Origin of the sequence: Peptacetobacter sp. AB800, from assembly GCF_047807365.1 — a bacterium.
Lineage (GTDB): Bacteria > Bacillota > Clostridia > Peptostreptococcales > Peptostreptococcaceae > Peptacetobacter.
In genome coordinates this window covers 54,722-80,086 of the sequence record NZ_JBLOUI010000004.1, presented here as the reverse complement: position 1 = coordinate 80,086, position 25,365 = coordinate 54,722, and the positions used below count along the sequence as shown (strand labels likewise).

Annotated in this window: 28 protein-coding genes and 4 tRNA genes; 8 read left to right on the top strand and 24 right to left on the bottom strand. The window is 29.2% G+C overall.

All coding sequences use genetic code 11. From position 1 onward, the window contains the following. The 4 genes from ACK2WN_RS03155 to ACK2WN_RS03140 form a co-directional block, all read right to left on the bottom strand. A complete protein-coding gene (locus ACK2WN_RS03155) occupies positions 1 to 693 on the bottom strand; it encodes an iron-sulfur cluster assembly scaffold protein (RefSeq protein ID WP_118549456.1) in 693 nt (230 codons plus the stop codon). Between the two features lie 488 nt (positions 694 to 1,181). After that, positions 1,182 to 1,757: a PepSY domain-containing protein gene (locus ACK2WN_RS03150; protein ID WP_199647618.1), complete on the bottom strand. Its 576-nt coding sequence runs from the start codon at positions 1,755 to 1,757 to the stop codon at positions 1,182 to 1,184. Positions 1,758 to 1,886: 129 nt separating this feature from the next. Then, on the bottom strand, positions 1,887 to 4,268 hold the full coding sequence (locus ACK2WN_RS03145; protein WP_416154824.1) for a cell wall-binding repeat-containing protein: 2,382 nt from the start codon (positions 4,266 to 4,268) through the stop codon (positions 1,887 to 1,889). 371 nt (positions 4,269 to 4,639) lie between these two features. Continuing rightward, positions 4,640 to 4,978, bottom strand: a complete 339-nt coding sequence (locus ACK2WN_RS03140; RefSeq protein WP_006441005.1) for a zinc ribbon domain-containing protein YjdM — start codon at positions 4,976 to 4,978, stop codon at positions 4,640 to 4,642. Positions 4,979 to 5,153: 175 nt separating this feature from the next. Between ACK2WN_RS03140 and ACK2WN_RS03135 the strand changes: the two genes are divergently transcribed. Beyond that, positions 5,154 to 5,585, top strand: coding sequence for a hypothetical protein (locus tag ACK2WN_RS03135; RefSeq protein WP_416154823.1), 432 nt, complete (start codon positions 5,154 to 5,156; stop codon positions 5,583 to 5,585). A 48-nt stretch (positions 5,586 to 5,633) separates the two neighbouring features. Here the strand turns inward: ACK2WN_RS03135 and ACK2WN_RS03130 are convergent, their stop codons facing one another. Further along, positions 5,634 to 6,017, bottom strand: a complete 384-nt coding sequence (locus ACK2WN_RS03130) for a hypothetical protein (protein ID WP_006441002.1) — start codon at positions 6,015 to 6,017, stop codon at positions 5,634 to 5,636. Positions 6,018 to 6,199: 182 nt separating this feature from the next. Between ACK2WN_RS03130 and ACK2WN_RS03125 the strand changes: the two genes are divergently transcribed. Continuing rightward, positions 6,200 to 6,652, top strand: a complete 453-nt coding sequence (locus ACK2WN_RS03125) for a hypothetical protein (protein ID WP_201416518.1) — start codon at positions 6,200 to 6,202, stop codon at positions 6,650 to 6,652. A gap of 96 nt (positions 6,653 to 6,748) precedes the next feature. On the opposite strand, the gene ACK2WN_RS03120 is transcribed toward ACK2WN_RS03125, so the two are convergent. Continuing rightward, entirely contained in the window at positions 6,749 to 6,889 is a 141-nt protein-coding gene (locus ACK2WN_RS03120; protein ID WP_006440999.1) for a hypothetical protein, read from the bottom strand. Positions 6,890 to 7,060: 171 nt separating this feature from the next. Between ACK2WN_RS03120 and ACK2WN_RS03115 the strand changes: the two genes are divergently transcribed. After that, positions 7,061 to 7,492: a hypothetical protein gene (locus ACK2WN_RS03115; protein ID WP_006440998.1), complete on the top strand. Its 432-nt coding sequence runs from the start codon at positions 7,061 to 7,063 to the stop codon at positions 7,490 to 7,492. Between the two features lie 96 nt (positions 7,493 to 7,588). On the opposite strand, the gene ACK2WN_RS03110 is transcribed toward ACK2WN_RS03115, so the two are convergent. From ACK2WN_RS03110 to ACK2WN_RS03080, 7 genes are all read right to left on the bottom strand, one after another. Then, positions 7,589 to 7,789: a YcxB family protein gene (locus tag ACK2WN_RS03110; protein ID WP_259371730.1), complete on the bottom strand. Its 201-nt coding sequence runs from the start codon at positions 7,787 to 7,789 to the stop codon at positions 7,589 to 7,591. Positions 7,790 to 7,843: 54 nt separating this feature from the next. Then, positions 7,844 to 8,122 carry a hypothetical protein gene (locus tag ACK2WN_RS03105; RefSeq protein WP_006440996.1) on the bottom strand — a complete coding sequence of 93 codons (279 nt, stop codon included), beginning with the start codon at positions 8,120 to 8,122 and terminating at the stop codon, positions 7,844 to 7,846. Positions 8,123 to 8,313: 191 nt separating this feature from the next. Next, positions 8,314 to 10,272, bottom strand: a complete 1,959-nt coding sequence (gene tetB(P), locus ACK2WN_RS03100) for a tetracycline resistance ribosomal protection protein TetB(P) (protein WP_006440995.1) — start codon at positions 10,270 to 10,272, stop codon at positions 8,314 to 8,316. Continuing rightward, positions 10,256 to 11,518 carry a tetracycline efflux MFS transporter TetA(P) gene (gene tetA(P) / locus ACK2WN_RS03095; RefSeq protein WP_118549567.1) on the bottom strand — a complete coding sequence of 421 codons (1,263 nt, stop codon included), beginning with the start codon at positions 11,516 to 11,518 and terminating at the stop codon, positions 10,256 to 10,258. Before tetA(P) ends, tetB(P) begins: the two co-directional genes overlap by 17 nt. Before the next feature lie 996 nt (positions 11,519 to 12,514). Continuing rightward, complete coding sequence (locus tag ACK2WN_RS03090) at positions 12,515 to 13,384, bottom strand: AraC family transcriptional regulator (protein WP_006440993.1); 870 nt, start codon at positions 13,382 to 13,384, stop codon at positions 12,515 to 12,517. A 152-nt stretch (positions 13,385 to 13,536) separates the two neighbouring features. Continuing rightward, a complete protein-coding gene (rlmH, locus tag ACK2WN_RS03085; RefSeq protein WP_006440992.1) occupies positions 13,537 to 14,016 on the bottom strand; it encodes a 23S rRNA (pseudouridine(1915)-N(3))-methyltransferase RlmH in 480 nt (159 codons plus the stop codon). A gap of 20 nt (positions 14,017 to 14,036) precedes the next feature. Then, positions 14,037 to 14,840 carry an MBL fold metallo-hydrolase gene (locus tag ACK2WN_RS03080; protein WP_006440991.1) on the bottom strand — a complete coding sequence of 268 codons (804 nt, stop codon included), beginning with the start codon at positions 14,838 to 14,840 and terminating at the stop codon, positions 14,037 to 14,039. 206 nt (positions 14,841 to 15,046) lie between these two features. Here ACK2WN_RS03080 and ACK2WN_RS03075 point away from each other — a divergent pair, with 206 nt between their 5' ends. The 3 genes from ACK2WN_RS03075 to lepB all read left to right on the top strand — a co-directional run bounded on the left by ACK2WN_RS03075 (position 15,047) and on the right by lepB (position 17,621). Then, on the top strand, positions 15,047 to 15,751 hold the full coding sequence (locus ACK2WN_RS03075; protein ID WP_416154822.1) for a LytR/AlgR family response regulator transcription factor: 705 nt from the start codon (positions 15,047 to 15,049) through the stop codon (positions 15,749 to 15,751). 569 nt (positions 15,752 to 16,320) lie between these two features. Beyond that, entirely contained in the window at positions 16,321 to 17,016 is a 696-nt protein-coding gene (locus ACK2WN_RS03070) for an ATP-binding protein (RefSeq protein ID WP_416154821.1), read from the top strand. Positions 17,017 to 17,102: 86 nt separating this feature from the next. Continuing rightward, entirely contained in the window at positions 17,103 to 17,621 is a 519-nt protein-coding gene (lepB, locus tag ACK2WN_RS03065) for a signal peptidase I (RefSeq protein ID WP_118549570.1), read from the top strand. 53 nt (positions 17,622 to 17,674) lie between these two features. Here the strand turns inward: lepB and ACK2WN_RS03060 are convergent, their stop codons facing one another. The 5 genes from ACK2WN_RS03060 to ACK2WN_RS03040 all read right to left on the bottom strand — a co-directional run bounded on the left by ACK2WN_RS03060 (position 17,675) and on the right by ACK2WN_RS03040 (position 20,092). Next, positions 17,675 to 18,049, bottom strand: a complete 375-nt coding sequence (locus ACK2WN_RS03060; protein WP_329999219.1) for a type II toxin-antitoxin system PemK/MazF family toxin — start codon at positions 18,047 to 18,049, stop codon at positions 17,675 to 17,677. Between the two features lie 2 nt (positions 18,050 to 18,051). Then, positions 18,052 to 18,561: a Panacea domain-containing protein gene (locus tag ACK2WN_RS03055; RefSeq protein WP_329999220.1), complete on the bottom strand. Its 510-nt coding sequence runs from the start codon at positions 18,559 to 18,561 to the stop codon at positions 18,052 to 18,054. A 181-nt stretch (positions 18,562 to 18,742) separates the two neighbouring features. Further along, on the bottom strand, positions 18,743 to 19,201 hold the full coding sequence (locus ACK2WN_RS03050; protein ID WP_329999221.1) for an NfeD family protein: 459 nt from the start codon (positions 19,199 to 19,201) through the stop codon (positions 18,743 to 18,745). Positions 19,202 to 19,379: 178 nt separating this feature from the next. Further along, positions 19,380 to 19,682, bottom strand: coding sequence for an NfeD family protein (locus ACK2WN_RS03045; RefSeq protein ID WP_329999223.1), 303 nt, complete (start codon positions 19,680 to 19,682; stop codon positions 19,380 to 19,382). A 26-nt stretch (positions 19,683 to 19,708) separates the two neighbouring features. Beyond that, positions 19,709 to 20,092, bottom strand: a complete 384-nt coding sequence (locus ACK2WN_RS03040; RefSeq protein WP_329999224.1) for a hypothetical protein — start codon at positions 20,090 to 20,092, stop codon at positions 19,709 to 19,711. 229 nt (positions 20,093 to 20,321) lie between these two features. Here ACK2WN_RS03040 and ACK2WN_RS03035 point away from each other — a divergent pair, with 229 nt between their 5' ends. Both ACK2WN_RS03035 and ACK2WN_RS03030 read left to right on the top strand, forming a co-directional pair. Next, entirely contained in the window at positions 20,322 to 21,416 is a 1,095-nt protein-coding gene (locus tag ACK2WN_RS03035) for a DnaD domain protein (RefSeq protein ID WP_329981130.1), read from the top strand. A gap of 27 nt (positions 21,417 to 21,443) precedes the next feature. Further along, the gene (locus ACK2WN_RS03030; protein WP_300531810.1) at positions 21,444 to 22,430 is read left to right on the top strand and encodes an ATP-binding protein; all 987 of its coding nucleotides are present in this window, start codon (positions 21,444 to 21,446) and stop codon (positions 22,428 to 22,430) included. A gap of 121 nt (positions 22,431 to 22,551) precedes the next feature. Here the strand turns inward: ACK2WN_RS03030 and ACK2WN_RS03025 are convergent, their stop codons facing one another. The 6 genes from ACK2WN_RS03025 to dnaB form a co-directional block, all read right to left on the bottom strand. Then, complete coding sequence (locus ACK2WN_RS03025; RefSeq protein ID WP_300531807.1) at positions 22,552 to 23,229, bottom strand: metal-dependent hydrolase; 678 nt, start codon at positions 23,227 to 23,229, stop codon at positions 22,552 to 22,554. Positions 23,230 to 23,425: 196 nt separating this feature from the next. Further along, positions 23,426 to 23,501: transfer RNA gene (locus ACK2WN_RS03020), tRNA-Thr, on the bottom strand. A gap of 14 nt (positions 23,502 to 23,515) precedes the next feature. Next, positions 23,516 to 23,591, bottom strand: a tRNA-Val gene (locus ACK2WN_RS03015). Between the two features lie 26 nt (positions 23,592 to 23,617). Further along, positions 23,618 to 23,692: transfer RNA gene (locus ACK2WN_RS03010), tRNA-Glu, on the bottom strand. Between the two features lie 6 nt (positions 23,693 to 23,698). Further along, positions 23,699 to 23,774 (bottom strand) — tRNA-Lys (locus ACK2WN_RS03005). 260 nt (positions 23,775 to 24,034) lie between these two features. Then, positions 24,035 to 25,363 (bottom strand): replicative DNA helicase, encoded by a 1,329-nt coding sequence (gene dnaB, locus ACK2WN_RS03000; RefSeq protein ID WP_300528161.1) that lies wholly within the window; start codon positions 25,361 to 25,363, stop codon positions 24,035 to 24,037. Positions 25,364 to 25,365 lie beyond the last annotated feature (2 nt).

Below are 25,365 nucleotides of genomic sequence, written 5' to 3'. Positions count from 1 at the left end.
TTATTCGTGTCTTGGGTCTACGTATTTAACAGCGTCGTTAAATCTTCCGTAAGTAGCTTTTGCAGCTTCCATAGCTTCGTTAGCGTCTTTTCCGCCTTTTATCATTTCCATCATTCTTCCTAGGTTAACGAATTCGTATCCTATTATTTCGTCGTTTTCGTCAAGACCTACTCTTGTTACATAACCTTCAGCCATTTCAAGGTATCTTGGTCCTTTAGCTAATGTTCCGTACATAGTACCAACCTGGCTTCTTAGACCTTTTCCTAAATCCTCAAGACCTGCACCTACTGGAAGTCCACCTTCAGAGAAAGCAGTCTGGCTTCTTCCGTATACTATCTGTAAGAATATTTCTCTCATTGCAGTGTTTATAGCATCACATACAAGGTCAGTATTTAATGCTTCTAATATAGTTTTTCCTGGTAATATTTCAGATGCCATAGCTGCTGAATGAGTCATTCCTGAACATCCTATTGTTTCAACTAATGCTTCTTCTATTATACCGTCTTTAACATTTAGAGTTAATTTACAAGCACCCTGCTGTGGAGCACACCAACCTATACCGTGAGTTAATCCACTTATATCAGTTACTTCTTTAACTTTTACCCATTTTCCTTCTTCTGGAATTGGAGCTGGACCGTGGTTTGGTCCTTTTTTTATTGTACACATATTGTTTACTTCTGCTGAATAAATCATAAGACTTCCTCCTTATTTTTAAATTTTTTTATTCAGATAATTATATATTATTTTAACCTATATCATATTTGTTTAAAAAATATCAATAGCTACACTAAAAATTTTTTTGTTTCTTTTTTATCCCCGGCTATGTCTAGTTTTTTAAACGTCTTTCATGATTAATATTATCACAAAATACAGCTTTTAAAAAGCATAATTTTTAACAGAATATTAAAATTTAGCCACTTTTTCGCTTTATTTTTTAGATTTTACCCTCATTATTGAAATCAAAAAACACTCAAAAAGACATCTAACCTTTGAAGATAAAGTTTTCCTATAGCGCTATATTTTTTATATCTATATACTTTTTTACAATAACTCTATTCAAAAATTTTTTTATATTTTTGTAAAAAAAAGATAGCTCCAATTTGGAACTACCTTCTTTTATGTTAGGGTTTATATGAAAAGCAGCATCTATCTTCTACATTTATAATCGATATTTATTTTGATTAGTCTTCATCGCAATCGTCGAAGTCATCTTGGTCGTCGTGATCATGTCTATCATCATCATATTTATCGTCATGGTCATCGTCATATCTATCGTCGTAATCATCACAATCATCTTTATCGTCATATCTATCGTCATCGTACTTGTCATCATAATCGTCTTTATCATCGTATCTATCGTCATCATATTTATCATCATCGTATATTACGTCATTATTTGGTTTGTTTTGGCTATTATTCTGATTACTGTTCTGATTGTTGTTTTGATTACCCTGATTGCTAGAATTGTTATTATTCTGATTTTCCACGTATTCTTTGTCAAAATCAGTTATATTTCCATTTGATGAATCTACTTCTATTTCATATACTTCATTTCCCTTTTTAACTATAGCTTTATACTCTCTATCTCTTTCATCTAAATATATTTTTTCTATTTTCCCATTAGGTATTTTATTAAGCATTATTTTTTCAGCATCTGCCTGAGATATTGTTTTTCCACCTTCCTGAGTTGCTGCAAATGATAATCCACTTATTAATAAAACTCCTGCTAATCCTAATACTAAACTTCTCTTTGTCATTTTCTTTTCCTCCCTTTGCATTTATAGAATATTCTATGTAAGTTTGCTTTCTTTTTTCTTTTCACTATACAATACAGAGGGAGGTTTTATTTTGGGGAAGTTTTTGAGATATTTTTTTAAATTTTTATTTTATTTTTTTATTTTGAAGTTCATACCACCTATTTGGATTATATTTTTCCCATTTAATATACTATTATCCGTATTTTCAGATACAAGTACTATTCCATCCTCTTTAGCCAAGTTTGAGCTAGTAAGGGCATCTACTAGAGTTCTTCCATTTGCTATATAAAGTTTGCTTTTATTTTTATAAAATTTAGCTATAACTTTTCTATTTGTTTCATATCTATCTTTTCCAGATATTCTAGTTGCTGATAATTCTTTTACTATACTATTATCTACAACAGCTTCTCCACCTATTACATAATACTCTACATCTTTTTTATCTACTTCAATATTTTTCCCATTTGTTAAAATTATCGGTGCTTTGTATTTTGCAGCTAATGGCGATGCTGACATAGCATCTGCCTCACCTTTATATCCATTTACAACAAATGCTTTTGAGTACTCTTTTATCTCTCTTGCTACTGCTTTAGATGTTTCTACTCTATCTTTTCCTGCTAATCTTTCTATAGATTTTATATTTTTTAAGCTTTTTAGTTCAGTTTCAACATTTTCACTTATAGCGTTATTTCCACCTATTATATATACTTTATCTACATTTTTTAATTTTTCTAAAGTACTCTGAGGAATACTATCTCTTTTAACTAGAAGTATTGGAGCTTTTTCTTTTCCAGATAAACCTGCTGCCGATAGTCCGTCTGACATACTATTTTCTGCATTTACTAATATCGCTTTGTTGTATTTACCTAAACTAGTAGCTACCTTAGCTGCTGTATCGTATCTATCTTTTCCAATTATCTTTTGACTCTCAAAATTTACCTTCTCATCTTTTACTTCTTTTTCTATTTCTTTATCTTTATCAACCTTATTTTCTTCTTTAGTTCCTTCTTCAAACTTATCCTCATCTATTTCCATATCATTTGATTTTTTATCTTGATCCTCGTTCTGTACTAATTTTATTTCATTTGAATTATTTTCTGAAATAAAATGTCTTTCTATATTTTCTCCATTAGCATATAGATTTATACGATTTTTATTTCCAATTAAATTTGAAATATCTGTAGTACTTATATTTTCATGGACGTATATATTCAATTCATCATCATTTGAGAATAAGTAGTTATCGCCAAATATCATATTTCCAACTATTCCAGCTGAATACCCTTTTACACCACCACTTATTTTACTCGCTGTGTTGGTATTAGCAAAAACATCAGCATTATTATAGATTTGACCAACTATCCCACCTACTATTCCTCTATCGTGATTAGATATTACATCTGCGCTATTTTTATTCTCTTTTACTGATATTTTACCTATTTTCCGTTCATCTCCATGATTGTTGTAGCTTATCAAACCAATTATTCCACCTGCAAATCTGTCTGCTATTACAGTAGTACTATTTTTATTAAAAAATACATCTCCGTATGTTGTCTGTATTCCTACTATTCCACCAGATATAACTGAGTTTGACTCTTTTACATTTTCTGGAGATACATTTTCATTTTCAAAAACATTGGCTGATGAAAATCCTACTATCCCACCTGTTACACTTGCTTTTTCATTTTCTTTAATAGCCCCATAAGAGCCAATATTTGCATTGTTTATATTATTATTTATATCTATATTAGAGTCTATATAGTATGCTTTTCCAACTATTCCACCTAATATCGCTTCATTTTGATTTGTATTGACATCTACTTTATTTTTGTTGTTGTAAATATTTCCCGAATTAACCGCCATACCTACAACCGCAGCTCCACTTCCAATTGAAATATTTCCACTTTTTACAGTTACATCATGTACATCACTTTCTCCAAGTGATACACCTACTGCTGTTCCTGTACTAGTCTGTAAATTTTGATCACTCTGAGCTAAATCTTTTATATCTATATTTACATCTGTGAATACTAAATTTCCAACTTTAGCATTTCTTATCGCTCCAAATAAGCCTAAAGTATTTGAATCAGCATATATATTTTTTAGTCTTAATCCAGAGATTTCGCATCCATTTCCGTCAAATTCCCCTTTAAAACTTCTTTCGCTTTCAGAGTAATTTTTACCATTGTGTATATCTATTCTAGCCTTTCCTATTGGAGTCCACTCGCCAGAAAGTTCTATTTTTCCTATTTCCTTAGGTATAACTACTTTTTTGCCAGCAAAATCTTTTCCAGAATTTACCATCTCAGCAAATTTTCTAAGATCTAATTCATTCCTTATTTCAAATGATGAGCTTTCCTCGTAATCATCACCAAAATCTGAAGTATCCGTTTTGCTTTCTACTATTTCATCTATATTGCCTATTTCCATTGCATTTACTTGAGTTATAGGCACAATAGTCATTCCAAATGCCATAATAACTGCCACTAATTTGTTTTTATTTTTTCTCATATCTCTACCACCTCATCGAATAGTTTTAAATCGTTCTAACTTTTAAAGCTATTAAATTTTCTACTCCCGGGATTTCATTTTTATTTAGAGATAACTGCAATTTTCCCTTACAATCTCTCTATTATACACATATACCCTTTTGTTGCAATAGTAATCTTAACTAACAAAAACAAAATTGTTACTATTTTTGAAATTATAAAGAATTAGAATTGAATAAACGGAATTTTCTAAAAAAATAAAAATACAGTCTAAAAGTATATTAGACTGTATTTTTCAATATTTTTATTCGTTCTTATTTAATTTTTAACACTTAATTTTATTAAGTTGAATTTTTATAGATTTTTTTGGTTTCTACGTTAATATAAATCTTATTATGCTTTTTTTACAACACTTGATTTTAATTTCATAGCTCCGAATCCATCTATTTTACACTCTATATCGTGTCCATCCGCAGCATCTGGAACTAGTCTTATATTTTTAACTTTAGTTCCTATTTTTATAGAAGAAGAACTTCCTTTAACTTTTAGATCCTTAACAACTGTAACTGAATCTCCGTCGTTTAATACGTTTCCATTTACGTCTTTTATCACGCTTTCATCCACAGTTGTTTCTGGATTCCATTCGTATCCACATTCTGGACAAACTAAAAGGCTTCCATCTTCATAAGTGTATTCTGAATTACATTTAGGGCAATTTGGTAAATTTTCCATTTTTTAATTTCCTCCGTTTTTTAATATAGTCTTTTCCATTATACTATACAAACTGGAGTTTTTTAATTAAATTTTTATTATTTATTACAGATTTATTACAAAACAAAAAAAATGATTTTTATATCAAAAAATATTGTATAATCTAGTAAACAATAATACAAAGGAGCTGATAATTATGAAGCTTTTATTAAAAGATATAAACACAAATAAAGATGAAATACCAGAAAAAAGACTTAGCAGCGTATCTTACAATGCTATTGGATCACTCCTATTTTTAATATTGATTGTAGCTGATTACTCAAATGATGGTTTTATTTTTGAGAGTATCTCTTCATTATTAACTACAAAGATTGTTTACTACACATTTGTAGCTTTGCTTATCATCAATTTAGTAGCATCAGTTCTTAGATTTGTATTTATGAAATTGGGGAAAGATTTTACTTTTGTAAATGATGTTGTATTACTTGTAATAGTATCAGCAATACTTATAGTAAATTTTGTAATAAGTTTAGCTACTAGTGGATTTAATTTCCCTATTTTTGCAACTTCAGCAGTATTTGTTCTAGTTACAGCTTATTATGTATTCAAAGAAATTAAAGACAATTAAGTATAAAAATAAATCCCTCAACTTTTAATGAGGGATTTATTTTTATACTTAATTATTTTTTTCAAATCTTGCTCTTATATGAAAATCTTCGTATCTATCTCCATCTTTGGCTAACCACCAATAATCGTCTGCAACAACTCCTCTAGTAGCCTTGCAAATTTCCCAAACATTATAATTATCCATGCCTAACATTTCGAGAACTTTATCTGCTCTACATTCTGGAATTGTTCTTTCTTCTAAAAACTCTATAATTTCTTCATTTGTTGGAATATGGTTAACATCGAAATATCTATAATCGAATAAAATTGGTGGATATTTAAACTTATCTAATGTTTTATTTATAGTTTCATAAGAGAATCTTCTACTCTCTGTATCATAACTTAAAATTCCAACAGCAATATCTTTATATTTTAGAGTATATTTTTCTAACATAGTCTAACCTCTCTTCCAATAGAATCATAACTACTTCTTTAAATAAAGAATACCTTAAATAAGATAGCAGTCAAGCTAAATCTTTTAAATATTACAGATTTATTACAGAACAAAAAAAATGATTTTTATATCAAAAAATATTGTATAATCTAGTAAACAATAAGATAAAGGTGTTGATAATTATGAAATTCATTACAAAAGATATAAATAAACCCAAATCAAATATTCCAGATGAAAAGATAGGAGAAGTACGAACATTAGCATTATTTTCTACAATAATTCTACTACTATTTTTCTCTGATTTAGCTTATGGTGGTTTTATGTTAGAAGTATTTCTAACTGCAGATGCAATGTCATTTTTCGCATATCCAATTATTGCAGTTATTATCTTAGGATTAATATTTTTAACATGTTTTTCTAGCATTTTAAGATTTATTTTTTTAGAGCTGGGAATAAATTTTACGTTTATTAGCTCTGACGTATTTAGTGCTTTGTTGGTTCTTTTTTTAGCAATAAATGTTGTATTAGATATAGCTTTAGGAAAAGAAGTTAATTCGTTCTTCTTTATATTTGTTGGATCTTTAGTAGTTGCAGCTGTTATAAGGATTTTCAAAAATATGAAGTTGAATAAATAGACTATATCTGTTTACAAAGATTCCAAAAAATTAAAAATAGTTAATTATAAAAAACTGCTACAAATTAGATAATTTATAGCAGTTTTTATTTTCGCCTTATTTATTTTCATTATTTGATATGTATATTTTTAATGCTTTTACCATCAAAAGTAAAACCCTAATCGACAATACAATTATACCTATTATTCCTAAGAAAAATAAAATCATTATTGGAACTAATATATTCTGTATATCCATATAATCCTCCTAAGTTTTTAAGTTATTATAATTTTTAGTTTATATACAATAATTATATATTATCACACTCAAATTATCTAAATATTACAAATTTATTACAAAACAAAAAAAACATTTTTTACATAGAAAAATATTATATACTTAAGTAAAGATAGACTAGAGGTGATTTTTATGAAAGTTATTATTAAAGACATAAACAATCCTAAATCAGAAATTCCTAAACAAAGAATTTCAGAAATCAAAAATAAAGCTGCTTGTTCTCTTTTACCTATAGCATTATTTGCCTATGGTATATTAAAAAAAGAACTCAACTATACAGCAGCTTCGCATCTTTTTACGACAAAATCTATCTACTATCTGTTTTTAGTATTGCTTTTCATAGTATCAATTTCTGGTATTTTAAGATTTATATTTATGATTTTAGGTAAAAATTTTAGTTTCATAAATGATAATGTATTTGTTATAATATTTTCAGTTTTATTCATTATAAATTTTGGTATTAACTTTGTTTACAATGGTTTTGATATGTATCTTTTGATATTCCCTATTTTATCCATAGGAATTTTAATTTATAATATAACAATAGAAAATAAAGATAAATAACAACAAAAAAGACTGTTATCTAACTCAAAAGTTAGCTTAACAGTCTTTTTTCTATTTATGATACGGTTCTCCGTTACACCTCCAAAGGAGCACGTTTTACTTTAATTGTTCTAAAGCCTTACATTTTTTAAGCTCTTTCATAAGTTCTTTCTCTATTTCTTTATCTAAATATCTCCTTGGAATTATATGAGCTACAAATCCACTTATATATATAAGGATCATATCTTCGTAAACTTTTACATCTTTTATACTTTCTAACGATACTGTTTCTGATATAGAATCCCCTTTTACTACTATTGTCCCATCAATAATTTCTAAAGTCTTACTTCCAAATATTGATGAATTATCTCCTTAACTTATGAGTTTATCAGTTTCTTTAGCTACTAATTTTTTGTATTGCTTAGGATATGTTAAAATCCAAATGACTAAAAAAACTATCGCTACTATAATCCAATATATACTCGGTTGATTAAATATCCCCGTTCCTGTAAAGTAGATTGGTATAGAAAGTACTATGGGTACAGCATATCTAAGTATGTTAAATGTACTTTTCTGTGATTTCGAGTTTTCTAAATGATGTAAATTGAAGCTTATATAGTCATCTTTTGTTATTTTAAAGTCGATTTTCATTTGTGCCGTCCCCTTATTATTAAAAACTTTATTTACATTATATTACAAATTTCAAGCACTTACAATTAAGCATAGTAACATGAAAAAAGGAAGGGTCTTCATCTTCTTCAGACGACCCTTCCTTTACTTTTAGGCTTTGAATGTCTTATATTTAAATCCTACATATAAAAATTTAACTTATCTATTTAAATTTAATCTCTAATTGCGTTTAGTTTATGAAGCAAATACTCTTTTTTATTCAATGGATCATACGTTGTTTTTTTGCGTGCTTTTGAAAATTCAGCTGAAGCTTCCTTATACCCATAAAATTTTGTCACAAACATTCCTCTACCTTCTGTATATGAAGCTATTTTCATTTTATATTCTTTTGAATTTTCTACTGGAATTAATCCCTTTATTGAGAATTCATCCCCTATAACAATAGGATTATCAAAGGTTGCCCTCATAGTTTCTAAATCCCATACCGCTTTGCTTAAAGCATTTTGAGGAATCTTTAACTCAAACTCATGTAATGGCTCTAATAAAACAGTTTGTGCTTTATATAATGCTTCCATGAATACCATAGGTGTCACATTTCTAAAATCTGCTGGAGTGCTGGCTGGACTAAAAAATTCACCACAGCTAAGAGTGACTTTTACATCTGTAACCTCCCATCCAAATAATCCTTGTTTACTTGTCTTAATAACTGCTTCTTCAATTGCATTTTGAAAAGATTTTGGCAATGACCCTACTGAAACATTAGAAATATACCTAAGACCTTCGCCTCTCCCTGCTGGTTCTATTTCTAAGCCTACTGTCGCCCAAAATGGATTTAAGTCTTCCTGCATATGCATTATTGACGCTCCAAAACCTTTAGGTGTTTCCTTATAGATAGTCTCAATATTCGAAAACTCTACTTTTATTCCATATAAATCATCTAACATGGAACTTAGTATTTCCATTTGAACTTCACCGAATAAGTTGACATAAATTTCTTTATCTATGTCATTCATCTCTAATTCTAGTAGTGGATCTTCCTCTGCAAGTAATGTTAATGCTTTAAATAGCTCTGGATTTTTTTCTTTATCAATTGCAGAAATTGTTGTTTTTAATGCTGGTTTAGCTATAGATATATTTTTAATTTTATCATTTGAAATTCCAATAACATCTCCCACTTGGAAACTTGTAAGTCCATATAAAATACCTATATCCCCTGCTTCTATCCTCTGTGCTTCAACAACTCCCCCATTTTCTAACCTATTAATTTTCTTTACTTTTTCTGCTATCTCCTTATTAGGTACTTGAATTTTATCTCTTACAGATATTTTTCCTCCAAATAATCTTACATAAACCTTCTTTTCATTTTTACTTGTTCTTTCGATTTTAAATACTACTCCAGATAAATCACTTTCACAATCATCACCTGCAAATGGAAAATAACTACAAATTCCATCTAATAAGTCTTCAACTCCAAGTCCAATTGCTGCCGCACCACAAAATACTGGATATAGACTTCCTTCACTTGCATATAATGAAAGCTTTTCTTGTATTTCTTCTTTATCAGGTTCTATTCCACCAATATATCTTTCTAAAAATGCTTCGTCTAAGTCTGATAAAACATCAATAGCATCATCATTTATCATGCATGTATCAAATAGTTTTTTTATATAAACAGCTTTGCTTCCTACATCATATACTTCTTGTAATCTAACTACTTTATTGGACATATTCTTCTTTATATCTTCAAATACTTTATTGAAATTTGCCCCAATTCTATCTAGCTTATTTACAAAAATTATTGTTGGAATGTTTAACTCCTTTAATGTCTCAAATAATATTCTTGTTTGTGACTGAATACCCTCTACTCCTGATATAACTAGTATCGCTCCATCTAAAACACTTAATGAACGTTCAACTTCCGAAATAAAATCCACATGTCCTGGAGTATCAACAATATTAACCTTGACATTATTCCAATTAAAAGATATGGTTGATGATTTAATGGTAATCCCTCTCTTACGCTCAAGCTCCATAGAATCCGTCTGTGTATTGCCTAAATCAACTCTTCCAACTGATTTTATAGCTCCACTATAATATAATAAGTTTTCTGTTATAGTTGTTTTTCCTGCATCCACGTGTGCTACGATTCCTATATTAATTATTTTCTTCATAATCAATACCTCCAACTCTATCAACCACCTTTTTATCCATTATCATAGCAACAATATATAACACTAATACCGGTGTTACTAATAACGAAGTACATGCTATACCCATACTCACTGAAATATTTGTAGCTATGATTCCTATAATTGGTCCACCTAAAATTTGACCTAAGGAATTTATTTGTCCATTTATAGAAAGTACAGTAGATCTGGCCTTGTCATCTATATGTCCATTAAGCCATGCACTAAATATAGGTTCATTTATAGTTCTAAAGGTACTTGTCGCTAAATAAGCTATTAGCATTAAGTTAAATCTTTTTGTAATAGCAAATATGAACATAAATGATATATAAAATATATTTATACATAATAACAGCTTTCCATTTTTATTCTTATCATCATCCTTAAGCTTCTTTTCCATAAAATGCATTACTATAGCACTCAATATCATTCCTGCAATTCCAAAAATTCCGAACCAAGTCACTGGTTTAAGGTTTCCAAGTTTAGGAAGCATAGTATCTTGTAAAAAATGCATATTAGAAAGTCTATCATAACCTTCACTGGATAATCCATAAAATAAAGTTACTGAAAGCAAAATTATAATTATAGGTTTATTTTTTATAAATTTAAGACCAGATTTAAAGGTATATCCCATCTTTTTAAAAGTATTTAAATCCTCTGGAGCAGATGATTTAAAATTATTTTCTGGCATATATAACCATAAAAATAATGCAAGAATTATAAATAAGACTCCACTAACTATAATAGGTAGTCTTACAGATAAATTAGCTATTACAGTGCTTAGTACTATTCCAATAACCAATCCTATCTGTCCTGCTTGTGCTCCCTTTATATAAATTTTATCCAAATCTTTATCTTTCTCTTCTTCTGCAATCCAAGCTTCAACAGATCCACTAATAAAAGTAGAACCTAATCCCCATACAATCTGTGCTACAAGTACGAAAACGAAACTAGAAATAGAACCTTCTAAAATAAATCCCACTCCTGTTAAAACTACACCAATAACAATAGATAGTTTACGACTGTACACATCTGCAACTATTCCTGTAGGAATTTCAAATATAAAGCATGCTACTTCTAAAGTAGTTCCAACAAGTATAAGCTGAAGTGGATTTAAATGCACCGTTTCAATGTGATACACTATCATAACTGTAGCTACTAGTGAAAAACACATTGCTGTAATAGCTGAAAATAATAAATAAGTTTTATATGCTGAAAGTTTATTAACCATTAATAATCACCATCCTAGTATTTTTAAAAAAATTTATTTGTTTTTCATAATCTTCATATTTAAATATATAAATCATCAAAATAATCTCCTTAAATAAAAAAAGCTGTAAGTGAACATAATTCACTTACAGCCTCATAATTATATAACCTAAATATAAACATGAAATATACAACTTTAATTTATATAACTTATGATTAAGCTATGCAAATTAAAGTCTTATATCATATCTATAAATATAGTAAAAATAGGCATAAAAATACCGTGTTTAGAACACAGTTTTCCTATTCTTCAAATAAAGATGTAATATGCTCATTATAATACTGATTATTTTTAGAGTACACAAATAGACATGGTAATATCAATATTATTAATAATTGTTTCTACCACAAATAAACCTTGAGTTATCCAAGATTTTTTTCATATACTTTTTAAAATAATCCTTATTCAGTTAGTTTAGTTAAAAACTACCTCTTTGCGCATATTTACATCTCCTTTACATTTATATTTTTCATGTTTATATTTTAGTATAATTACATTATATATAAACTTTTATTTTTTTTCAATACTTTTATATTCATATTTATCCAAATTCAATTGAAACTTTATTACTTCAAATAACTTATATACACAAAAGAATAACTACTAACTTTAACCTAAATCTGAAATGAATATAAAAAATATATTTGTGGAATGTTTTACAATTTCTTTCAATACTATAGATTAGAAAAAACAAATTCTAATTTGCTGAAATAGGTGAAAAACGAAGAACCTATGAATAAAACTACAATAACCTACAAAAATTCAAATTTTAGATTTTTGTGAGTTTCATTGCAGAATTAAAGCAGACCTACCTTTCATTTATATATCCAATTTTGGTAAAGTTCGCACTTACTTGTGATACGGTTCCTTAATAGTTATTCTAAATAAGTATCAAAAGGCACCTTAAATTATTCAAGGTACCTTTAACTGTGATATAGAATAAAATTTCAGTTCTAATTACTTTTCTTTTACCCCAATCCAAATTTCGCTATAAACATTTTGCATATCTGACATATCTCTATTGAAAGATATTTCTGGAACGTTTATTAATTCATAATTTGAAGATGGCAACCATTCAGATAAAATTTTTCCCCATGTATCTTGAAATACAGTTGGAAATGGTCCTTTACAAGAAAAAATTGCCCAAGTACAAGCAGGAACTTCTACAACATCAAATTCACCAAAATCTATATCTAGAGTAGTTATAGATCCAATTAAGTGATTTAAGTTACCTTTTTCTTCATACCTTTTATCATCAAAATCAAATGAAGCGTTAACAACAGTTTTAACATCTTCATTTCTATATGATTGTAATAATTTTCTTTGTTCTTCTGTTATACTTTGTGCTATTTTCATTATTTCTTGATTTATACCTTCAAACACAATAGGAACTTGACCTTTAACTCCTACTAATTTAAAAGCTTCTTTTTTTTCAATACGATAATTCATATTACTTCCTCCTTTAATAGTTAATTGAAAAGTCATACAAGGAAATACTTTAAGATTCTTAGCATCTTTAATCTCTGAAGGATTCACACCAAACCATTCTTTAAATGCCCTACTAAATCCATCTGCTGAATCATATCCATATTTTATAGCTATATCAATTATTTTTATATCTTTTTGCATTAAATCAAAACTTGCTTTAGATAGCCTTCTTTTTCTTATATAGCTCGAAAGTGTCATACCTGAAAGATACGAAAACATCTTTCTAAAATGATACTCAGATACTCCTGCAATCTTTGAAACCATATTAAAGTCTATTTCTTCTTCTAAATGCATTTCTATATACTCCATAACTTTATTGAAATTGGTAAGCATATCCATGTATAATCACTCCTCATACTAACAATTATAATTTTTAGTAATATACTTTTATCGATATTATCTATACATATATTATCGTACTAATTATTTTTTAAGTATAACTAAGATCTAAATTATATATCTAAATTTTTACTCTTATCATCCGCGCTACCTTACTTGTGATACGGTTCATTATTATTTATTCTATACGCTCTATACACCTGCTCCAAAAGAATCAATCTCATAAGCTGGTGTGGGAATGTCATCTTAGAAAAAGATAACTTATAATCTGCTCTATCTAGCACCTCATCAGAAAGCCCAAGTGATCCACCTATTACAAAAGTAATATTGCTGTTTCCTCTAACTGCTAAATCACTCATCTTATCGGCAAGTTCCTCAGAAGATAGATTTTTACCATCTATTGCAAGTGCAATAACATAGCTAGTGTCTTTTATCTTAGAAAGTATCTTTTTACCCTCTTTTTCCTTAACCATTATCATCTCTTTTTCACTAAGTTTTTCTGGAGCTTTTTCGTCATCAAGCTCAATTATATCTAGCTTACAGTATTTTGATAATCTCTTTTTAAACTCATCTATCCCTAGCTTTAAATATTTTTCTTTAATCTTTCCTACTCCGATTACATTTATATTCATACTATTACCTTCCTTTTAAATTAAGGATTTACCTTGTACACATCAGAAATATCATTTCTTAAAAGTACATCCAATTTTATATCCTGTCCAACGATAAAATTATTCTGTGTAAGTATTCCCTTTGATGTTTCGTAAGCCAATTCAGGGAAGTTATTTTCCTTACTCAAGTGTGCTAAAAGAATTCTCTCCGTTCCATTCTTTATTAAGTCCACACAGAATTTTCCAGCCTCATCATTAGAAAGATGTCCTACCTCAGACATTACCCTTCTCTTTAACGCATAAGAATACGAACCTGCTAAAAGCATATTCTTATCGTAATTAGACTCAAGGACAACTAATTTAGACTTATACAAATTTTTTCTAACATTTTCAGTTATTGTCCCTATATCTGTAGCTATCGACATTTTTTCACTTCCACCCTTTGCACAAAGATTGTATCCAACAGGGTTTGCAGCATCGTGCTCTATTGAAAAAGGTCTTATTATTATATCACCAATAGCATAGTTTTTATCATTTTCAAATACAACCATATTGCTGCTCTCTATCTTTCCAAGCTTGTCCTTCATCGCTCTCCATGTTTCCACATTTGCAAATATAGGTATATTAAATTTTCTCGAAACTATTCCAGCCCCACGAATATGATCTATATGCTCATGTGTTATAAATATTCCTTTTAGGTTGTCTGGATTTTCTCCAATATCCTTTATCCCATCCGTTATTCTCTTTCCACTAAGTCCTGCATCTATTAAAATATTTGTATCTTTATATCCAACAAAATGACAGTTACCACAACTTCCGCTGCCAACTGAACAATATTTTATCATTTACTCACCTCTCATCTTTTTCCACGCCTATCTATTATACCAATTTTACAACTTTTTTGCTCGATTGTTTTGCTTTTTATTTATACCCATTTTTGAAAAATTTTATCCCTTATATTTTACTTCATTTGACATCTATACATAATACAACCTTTAGCCTACAAATGATATAATTAGTAAAAGACAATTAATTTTTTAAGGAGAAAATTATGCTTAATATTTCAATATGTGAGGATGAAAAAATCCAAGCCGATGAACTAGAAAAAATGATTAAAGAAAAACTAAATAGCATAAATATAGATTACTCTATCCAAAAATTTTCATCTGGAGAAGAACTTCTAAGCGATTATAAAGATACAGATATTATTTTCTTAGATATAAAAATGAGTAAATTATCTGGAATGGATACTGCTAGAAAAATTCGTGAAATCGATAAAAATGTAGAGATAATTTTTGCTACTGCACTTCAAGAATATGTATTTGAAGCTTATGAAGTCAGAGCTTTTAGATACCTTCTAAAGCCAATAGATAAAAATCTATTATTTAATTATCTTGAACTATGTATAAATGAGTTAAATAGCAGAAATAAAAAAATCTGCCTAAAAAATAAATCGGATATGATAGTTTTAAATACAGATGATATTTTATATGTCGAGGTTATTAGAAAAGAGATTACTATATACACAGAATCAGAGAAATATTCGATAAAGATGAGTCTAAAAAGCCTAGAGGATATGTTAAACGGAAAGAATTTCTTCAAGTGTCATAATAGCTATCTTGTAAATTTAGATAAGGTTAGCCATATAGACCAACATTTTGTAACTATCAAGGATTTCAAAATTCCTATTAGTAGACCTAAATACAAAGAGTTTAAAATTGCTTTAACCTCTTATCTTGGAGATTTCCTATGCTAAAAACATTAACTATTCTTCAAGTGATAAGTCTTTTTTCATTTGTTATCGATGTATTTCTGCAAAAGAAGGTTTATGACTCTCTTTCTTCAAAGAGAATGAATTTATACTATCTTCCCTTTGTAATAACCGTAGTTGTAATATCAACTAGCTTTTATTTAGGTGTAAGTCCAAGTGTAATATTTGTGGTTATAGCTGCTCTTTCATTCATATTCTCTAGTATAGAATATAATATTAAACCATTAAAAAGTCTTTTAATCTCTGCTCTATATTGGACTTTTTTAATGATTACATATTACATAGGATTTAAAATTACAGATAGTATTTACGATTTTATGTTCTTTGAAGGAGTAATAAGCCAAAACAATTACCAATATATTTCTATATTGGTTGAAAAAATTATCCTAATTCTATGCTTTTATATATACATTTTTCTATCGTATAAGTATCTGTATAAAAACAAAGGCTCTTGGAAAAAATACATAAACTATCTTGTAGTTCCAGTAGCTACTAACACAGTTTATTTTTTCATTTTGGCTAATGTAATGAATGAATTAAGGAGCAAAAATTCTTTGGGTAATTCCAATATTTTTATTTTAACGTTGCTTTTGATAGTTGTAGCTAATTTCTCAGTTTTACTTGTAATATTCTTTAATTCTAAGAACAAAAAACAGGACTTTTATATGGATATGCTGCATAAAAATCAAGAAAAATCTCGTGAATTGTACCACGATATGAAAAATCATATAATCTGTATGAAGTATAGCGATGATCATAAGTCTGATGAATATATAGAAAAAGTAGAGTTGCTTTTAGATGAGTATAGCAATAAATTTAATACAGGTAATGTTATTTTGGATACTTTGCTACACGAAAAAAATACTATATGCCTACAGAATAGGATTAAATTTATCTGTGATATTAATTTCAAAAAATGTGGCTTTATCGAGGACGAAGATATTTGTACTATTTTCTCAAACCTTTTGGATAATGCTATTGAGTCATGTTTGAAGATTAAAAACAAGGAAACAAGTATAATTCTTAGGGGAATCGCTATAGATTCGTTGTTTGTCGTGAAACTTACAAATACTACAAATGGCAAGATTGATTTTACAGGTGATAATTTAAATACTACTAAAAAGAATAAATCCCTACATGGATTAGGATTAAAGAGTGTTAAAAGAGCTCTGGATAAATATGACGGAGAACTTGTTATTGAGTATGATAATGACGTATTCTCTGCTAAAATACTAATTCCTATACCGTAATATAAATTATCCTAAAAATATATATTAATATTATAATATATTGTATAATTAATTATAAACTTTTTAATAGGTAGGAATAAAAAACTATGAAAAATACAGTTAAAGAATGGATTAAAACTATTTTAACAGCAATAATAATTGCTTTGTTAGTATCTGTAGTTATACAACCTGTTGTTGTTGATGGGCGTTCTATGTTGCCTACTCTTGAAGATGGAAATTATTTAATAGTTTCTAAACTAGGCTATAAGATTACATATCCTTCAAAAGGCGATATTATAGTTGCTGAAACTGACAATCTATCTGATGATGGTAAAAGTAAAAAAATTGTAAAAAGAGTAATTGGATTACCTAACGACCATATTGTTATAAAAAATGGTTCTGTATATTTAAATGATAAAAAGTTAAATGAAAACTATATAAAAGATTCATATACAGACGGATCAGTTGATATTATTGTTCCAGAAAATGAAGTTTTTGTTATGGGAGATAATAGGCTTGAAAGTCAGGATAGCCGAGCAATATCTTTAGGGACAATAAATAAATCTGATATATTAGGAAAAGTTGTTATTAGGTTATTTCCTTTTAATAAGATAACTACTTTCTAAAAAAATAAATGGTGTCATTATACAGATTTTAAATCTATACAATGACACCTTCTTTATTTTAAACTTTCATTTAGAACTTCATACTGAAATTCTGACCAGGTTTCTATTACTTTTTCATATAAGTCCTTATAATCTTCTTTTAACGAACTTATTGTACCTAATATTTCCGCTCTATGAACAATAGTTTGTTTATGTGTTCTTATATACGAAACTTTTTTTAGTTTCAAATCTGGATATTTTTCTGGATCTATCTTTATATCATACTCATTATCCAAATTTTCCTTTTTAGAAACTGATGATACTGGTAATATTATGTAATCATTATTTCTTGGCCCTGCTATAACTAACGCAGGTCTTTTTTTAAAGGCTTTTTTCTGATTCTTACTGTCATAAAACGGAGACAATATAGTACATATTTTACCAATCATTATTAATATTCGTCACCTTCAACATAGTCTTCAAACTCATCATAGTACATATCCCACACATAATCATATGGTCTTACTTTTTCAGAATCTAATTTTATATCTTCAAGTTTTAATTCTATATCTCCATTTTCTCCTTCAGATAATCCTTCTCTCGAATTAAGCCATGATTTTTCCTTATGTGATAAATCACTCAACTTCCAAGCTGCCATAGCCCCATATTCTTCAACTATATTATTTATTATATATTTACTAGCCTCAGATATTTCTTTAGTTTCTATTAATATCCCACTCTTTAATTCTTTATAATAGGTCCTTACATCCCTAGAAACAGGACCATATTTCCACCCTTCAAATTTTCCTAAAAATAAAGGCTCATTATTAATAGCAAAAGACTCTCTCTGTGCAAAATAAAGTAGTTTATGAAGCTTCATTTCGTCAATTATATTATCTTCTTTAGATACCATTTTATATCTATCTATAAGATACTTTGCAATATCTACTATACTATCCATATACATGCACCTCCTATTTTACCTTTATTTTAGAATATTATTAGTTTAGAAGTCAATATTTATGAAATTATTACCAGTATTAGAATTTCTATAGATACAATAGTAACAAAACCTTTCTAACTATACTATTTACTATTTATTAATCTTCTATACTTGTAATAATAACTTTTTTATTGATTCTTTATTTTAATTTTCTAACCATAATCATACTTCCATCTACATCCGATACATATACCATTTCACCTACTTGTATATCCTCTTCCTCTGGAAAAACTTTCGCCCTTTCTCCATTGAAATCTACAAATCCCTTGCACTTTCTCTTCATATCTGTTATAGCTTTTCCCTCTTTTCCGATAAAGTGTTTTGCTTTCTTTTTTAAATGCTCGTGTATTATCTTTTGAAGTAGCCCATTTATCACAATTAAAGGTAAGCCTATTAAGAAAAATCTCTGAACGGTTATAGACATTAAAACTGCACCAGCAAGTGTAGCAACAAATCCATTAATTACTCCTTTTGGTTGATATCTTGATCCAAAAAATGGCATCCCTAAATACCTCTCTATTATCGACATAATGTATCCATATATTACTAAAAAAGAACCTACGCATACTCTAATTATTTCCGTTATTGATTCCTGCATAGTGTTTCACCTCACTCCATTTATTAACTTAATTATATAACATCAGTTACTATAGTTAATATGTTTCTAAAAAATTAATCTCAGTTCTTTTAAATTCATACAAAAAAGCACCTACAGATATAGACATATTTATAATTATCTACTCTATAGGTACTTTTCAAAATATAACAACACATTTTTATTTCAATTTTTTGACCTTAGTAATATTCCCCTCGACATCCGATACATACACCATTTCACCTGCTTGTATATCCATTTCTGCGTATACTTTCGTTTTCTTGCCATTAAAATCTGCAAATCCATTGCGTTTTCTCTTAATATCTGTTGTAGCCTTTCCTTCTTTTCCTATGAAATGTTTTGCTTTTTTCTTTAGGTGTACGAGTACTATTGCCTGAAGTATTACACTTATTAAAATCAAAGGCAATCCCACTAAGAAAAATCCTAGACACGTTCTAAAAATTTCTACTACTGATTCTGGCATAATATATCACCACACTATATAATTTTTTACTCTATTTCATTCTTTTCTTTGTATCTCTTATCCATAAACATTCTAATCGCTACAGCTACAGCTATAAGAACAAGAGTTATAACAACTGCACTTGCTATACTGCTTCCTATAAATCCTGCTCCAATACCCATGACTACAAATGAATTGGCATTAGAACCACCACTTTGGCATTTACCATAGAAATAAGGAAGTTGCATCTTTGTTTCCATTATTGTGTAGATTAATCCTAAAATAAATAATCCTATTCCTATGTATACAAAACTTTGTAAAGATAATCCTGTCATTTCTACTCCTAGTTTATTCTTCAAATAGAATGCAACCATAGAAATTACCAACATTGTCATTGCTCCGAATAAATCTATTTTTCTTCTTTCCTTCATTTTCTACACCCCCTATGTATTTATCTCCTTCTTTAATTTCATTATATTCCATATATTTTTAAAAACAATACACTTGGTACAGCTTGCTATTTTGTTGGTATAACTTGCAAAATATAATTTTTTATTTACATTTTAAGTTTGTAAAACTTCAATATTTTTTATTATTTCCAGTTAACATTATTCTATGCGTTTCTTTTTTGTATGATATAATTATTCTTGAGGTGATGTAATGTTTTTTATAGAAGAAAATGCAACTAACTTTGGATCAACTATAATATCCAATGTTTTTATCGATATATTTATGCCGATGGCTGATGGATTAGCTGTTAAGGTATATTTACTTGGTTATAGAATGGCCACAGACATCCACTCTAATCCACGTTTTGACAATTCATCAATCGCCCAAAATCTAAACATCCCACTTTCTGATGTAGTCAATGCTTGGAAATTTTGGGAAAGTGCAGGGCTTATAAAGATACACTCTGAAGATTTGGACGATGAGTTTAATTTTTCTGTAGAGTTTATGGATTTGGATGCTCTTTATCTAAGAAATACGTCTAAACCAAAGGAATCTGTTTCATCTAGTGCAGATGGTGTAGTAGATAGAAATTCAAATCCTAAAGTACGTAAAATGTTTAATGAGATAAACAAAATTATAGGTAGATATTTAGAAGCTACAGAAAAAATATCTATAATGGAAATTATGGATAAGTATAATATGAGTGATGATATGATTATATGTGCATATCAGCACGCAAAAGATCAGACTGGTGCTGTTAAACCATTAAAATATGTTGAAGCTATTATTAGAAATTGGTACGATTCTAATCTTTATACAGTTAAGGATGTTGAGGACAGTTTTGCTGAGAGAAGTCAGAGATATTCAATGTATCGTATTGTTTTCAATGAGCTTGGATTTAGAAGAGAACCTACTCGTGCTGAAAAAGAGGCTATGGATACTTGGTTTGATGTTTATAATGCTGATATCGAGCTAGTTTTAGAAGCTTGTTCAAAATGTAAAAATATATCAACTCCTTCAATATCTTATGTCAATGGAATAGTCAAAAACTGGGCAAATGAAGAAATCCACACCCTTGCTGAGCTTAAAGCCGTTGAAGAGTTTAAGCGGAAGGAAAAAGAAAAAGAACTAGAAAAACAAAAGGAGCAAAATAGCAAAAAGATCACTCGCTCATATGCTAAAACTACATCAAAAGCTCCTACAAGTTATAATAAATTTAAAAACTTTGAAGAAACAGTTACTAAATATACTCCTGAGCAACTTGAAGAGAAAATTAGAAAAAGCCAGGAGAAGAAGTTTAAGTAGCTTTATCTTTAGAAAGGATGAATTTGTATGAAAGAGGAAAAAATTAGAGATATTCTCTTAAAATATCAAAGAAAAAGAGATGATAATGAAGAAAAACTAGAAAAAAGAAAACAGTCTATTTATGAATCTCTTCCTGAAATAAAGAAAATAGATGATGAAATTTCCATGTCTGGTCTTAGACTTACAAAGGCTGTTTTAAAAGACACTAAGGCAAGAGAAGAAATCGTCTATGAATGTAAGCGTGAAATGGAAGAACTTGTTAATCGAAAAAAACAGATTTTAGCCGAAAATGGAATACCAGAAAACTACCTTGAAATGCAGTACAGCTGTCCAAAATGTAAGGATACCGGATTTTTAGGTGGAGGTAAGAAATGTACTTGTCTTAAACAGGCAATAATAAACGAAGCCTATAAAATGTCAAATTTAAGTAGAGTTTTAGAAAAAGAAAACTTTGAAAACTTTGATTTGAGTATATTCTCTGATGAGATAATTGAAGGAAAGAATATATCTCCAAAGCAAAATATACTAAAGATTTTATCTGTTTGTGACTCTTTTGTAAGCGAGTTTGCTCAGGATAATAACTCAAATCTATTTTTCCACGGTGCGACAGGACTTGGAAAAACTTACATGTGCAACTGTATCGCCAAAGCTTTACTAGACCAAGGCTATAGTGTTATATATCAGACTGCATTTAGAATACTTGAGATTTTAGAGAACTATAAATTTAGAAAAGATGAGGATTCTAGAATCAATGACGAGAACTACAAAAATCTTTTCGACTGTGATTTATTGATTATCGACGATTTAGGTACAGAGTTAAACAACTCATTCTCTAGTGGAGAAATTTTTAATATAGTAAATACTAGACTTCTTGCCGGCAAGAAGATTATCATATCTACAAATTTGGACTCTAGTAAAATAGTTGAGTTATATTCTCAGAGGACTTTCTCTAGAATAGTAGGTAACTTTAGAATATTAGAATTTTTAGGTCATGATTTAAGATGGGAAGTATAATTACTGATGAAATATTTCAAAAAAAGCTGTCAATAATATCGACAGCTTTTTATTTATCTTTATTTGAATTTTATATTTAAATTAATATTAATTTTATACTTTTAATATATTTTCACTAAAATTATAATTCTACTGCATCTCCGGGATTTAATATAACTACTTCTGCATACTCTGCTCTCTTTTTAAATTTATTAGGATCTGCTTTTATTAAATCAAAAGTATCGTAGTGCATAGGTACTACTCTATCAGGTTTAATAAATTCACAAGCTCTTGCTGCATCTTTTACATCCATTGTAAAATTACCACCTATTGGAAGAAATGCTAAATCTATATGCTCATCTTCAAGAAGTCTCATATCCATTGTAAGACCTGTATCTCCAGCATGATATAATTTCTTGCCATCAATTTCTATCAGGAATCCACACGGATTTCCACCGTAAAGCATCTCGTCTCCGTCTTCTATTCCTGAACCATGAAGTGCTGGGGTCATTTTTACACTTCCAAAATCAAATATAAATTTACCACCTATATGCATAGAATGTACTTCTACTTCTTTTTTAGTTAAGTAGTGTGCTATCTCATGGTTAGCTATTACTGTAGCTCTACATTTTTTAGCAAGCTCTATACAGTCTCCCATATGGTCTGAATGTCCATGTGTTATGAATATATGAGTTAATCCATCTAATTCATCAGCTTTTATTGGACATAGCCCATTTCCACTTATAAATGGATCTATAATTGCTTTAAAATTTCTATTTTCTATCAATACAACTGAATGTCCTAAAAATGTAACTTTCATTTTTACACTCTCCAATCCTTTATTTTTTTATATTATATCATAAAAAATAAGGACACCGCATTAATACGATGTCCTTCATTTATAGAATGAGTCTACATTTACTTTTTACAATAAAAATAAATCTTTTGAAACAACTTTTATTATAAAAATAAGTAAAAAAAAATCCGGTTTATAAAATCCAGATTTAAAGTATATATGGAGCTGGTGATAGGAATCGAACCTACAACCTGCTGATTACAAGTCAGCTGCTCTGCCAATTGAGCCACACCAGCGTGTTCAGTTTTAATGGTGGGGTTAACAGGGCTCGAACCTGTGACCCCCTGCTTGTAAGGCAGATGCTCTCCCAGCTGAGCTATAACCCCACACTAAAAATTATTAATAAAAAAGATGGTGACCCGTAGGAGAATCGAACTCCTGTTACCACCGTGAAAGGGTGGTGTCTTAACCGCTTGACCAACGGGCCAGAAGATGGTGATCTATCCGCGATTCGAACGCGGGACACCTTGATTAAAAGTCAAGTGCTCTACCGACTGAGCTAATAGACCACATTCTGTATTTTTGAATGTTTTTAATGTGTTCCCCTCAACCACAAGTAATATTATATCTAGAATGTGCCTTCTCGTCAACACTTTTTTTAATTTTTTTTGCATAAATTTATGCAAAAAAGTTATCAACAGTTATCAACAATTAACTTGTGGATATTGTTGATATCTTATTTGTTTATTTTTCAACACTTTTTAAAAAATATATAAAAATATCCACAGAATTCAAGGCTTTCGAACCTATATTCTGTGGATATAAAACTTTATAAATCTTTAACTTTATCACCAAAACGCTGTATAGAACCCATCCAAACAAGCTCAACTGAACCTGTTTCTCCGTGTCTATTTTTAGCAATTATTATTTCGGCTAGGTCTTTTTTTTCTGAATCTGAATGATAATATTCATCTCTGTAAAGGAACATTACTATATCTGCATCCTGTTCTATAGCTCCAGATTCCCTTAAATCTGAAAGTACAGGTCTATGATCTGCTCTCTGCTCTGGTGCTCTCGATAACTGAGATAATGCAACAACAGGGCAGTCTAGTTCTTTTGCTAATATTTTTAGCGATCTAGATATTTTTGATATTTCTTGCTGTCTACTTTCATTCTTAGAATCACTTTCCATAAGCTGAAGGTAGTCTATCATAACTAAATCTAGTCCCTGTTCCATTTTTAGCTTTCTACATTTAGATCTAAGCTCATTTATCTTTATACCTGGAGTATCGTCTATAAATATTTTTGCATCTGACATAACTGCCATAGCACTTATTATCCTAGGCCAATCCGCATCGTTTAATGTACCTGTTTTCATTTTCTTAAGCTCTACATTTGATTGAGCTGCAATCATTCTCTGAGCAAGCTGCTCCTTAGACATTTCCAAACTAAATACTGCAACTGAAGCATTTCCTTTTATAGCAGCGTTTTGAACTAAGTTAAGCGCAAATGCTGTTTTACCCATAGCAGGTCTTGCTGCCACTAGTATTAAGTCTGTTCTCTGTAGTCCATTTATCTTTTTATTTAAGTCCTTAAACCCTGTAGTTACTCCTATTACATCGCTCTTGTTAGAATATATAGACTCTATCATATCATATGTATCCATAAGAACTTGGTTTATAGGTTTAAAATCGTCATTTGTTCTTTCCTGAGAAATATCAAATATTTTCTTTTCTGCAAAATCTAGTACATTCTCAGCGCTTTCTCCACTTCCATATCCTAAGTTGATTATGTCATTTGATGCTTTAATAAGCTGTCTAAGTACTGATTTTTCTTTTACTATATCTGCATAGTATTTTACATTTGATGTTGTAGGAACTATTGTAGACAAGCTTGTAAGGTATGTTACACCACCTATATCGTCTAGATATCCTCTTTTTCTAAGCTCATCCGTTAGTGTTACCATATCAATAGGTTCATTCTTATTGTTCAGAGCCATCATACTCTCATAGATAATTCTATGCGCATCTTTATAGAAATCTGTCGGAGTAATTGTCTCTGCTACTGTTATTATAGCGTCTTTATCAAGCAGGATTGAACCTAGAATAGACTGCTCTGATTCGACGCTGTGAGGTGGTATTCTGGTTATATCTGCCATTT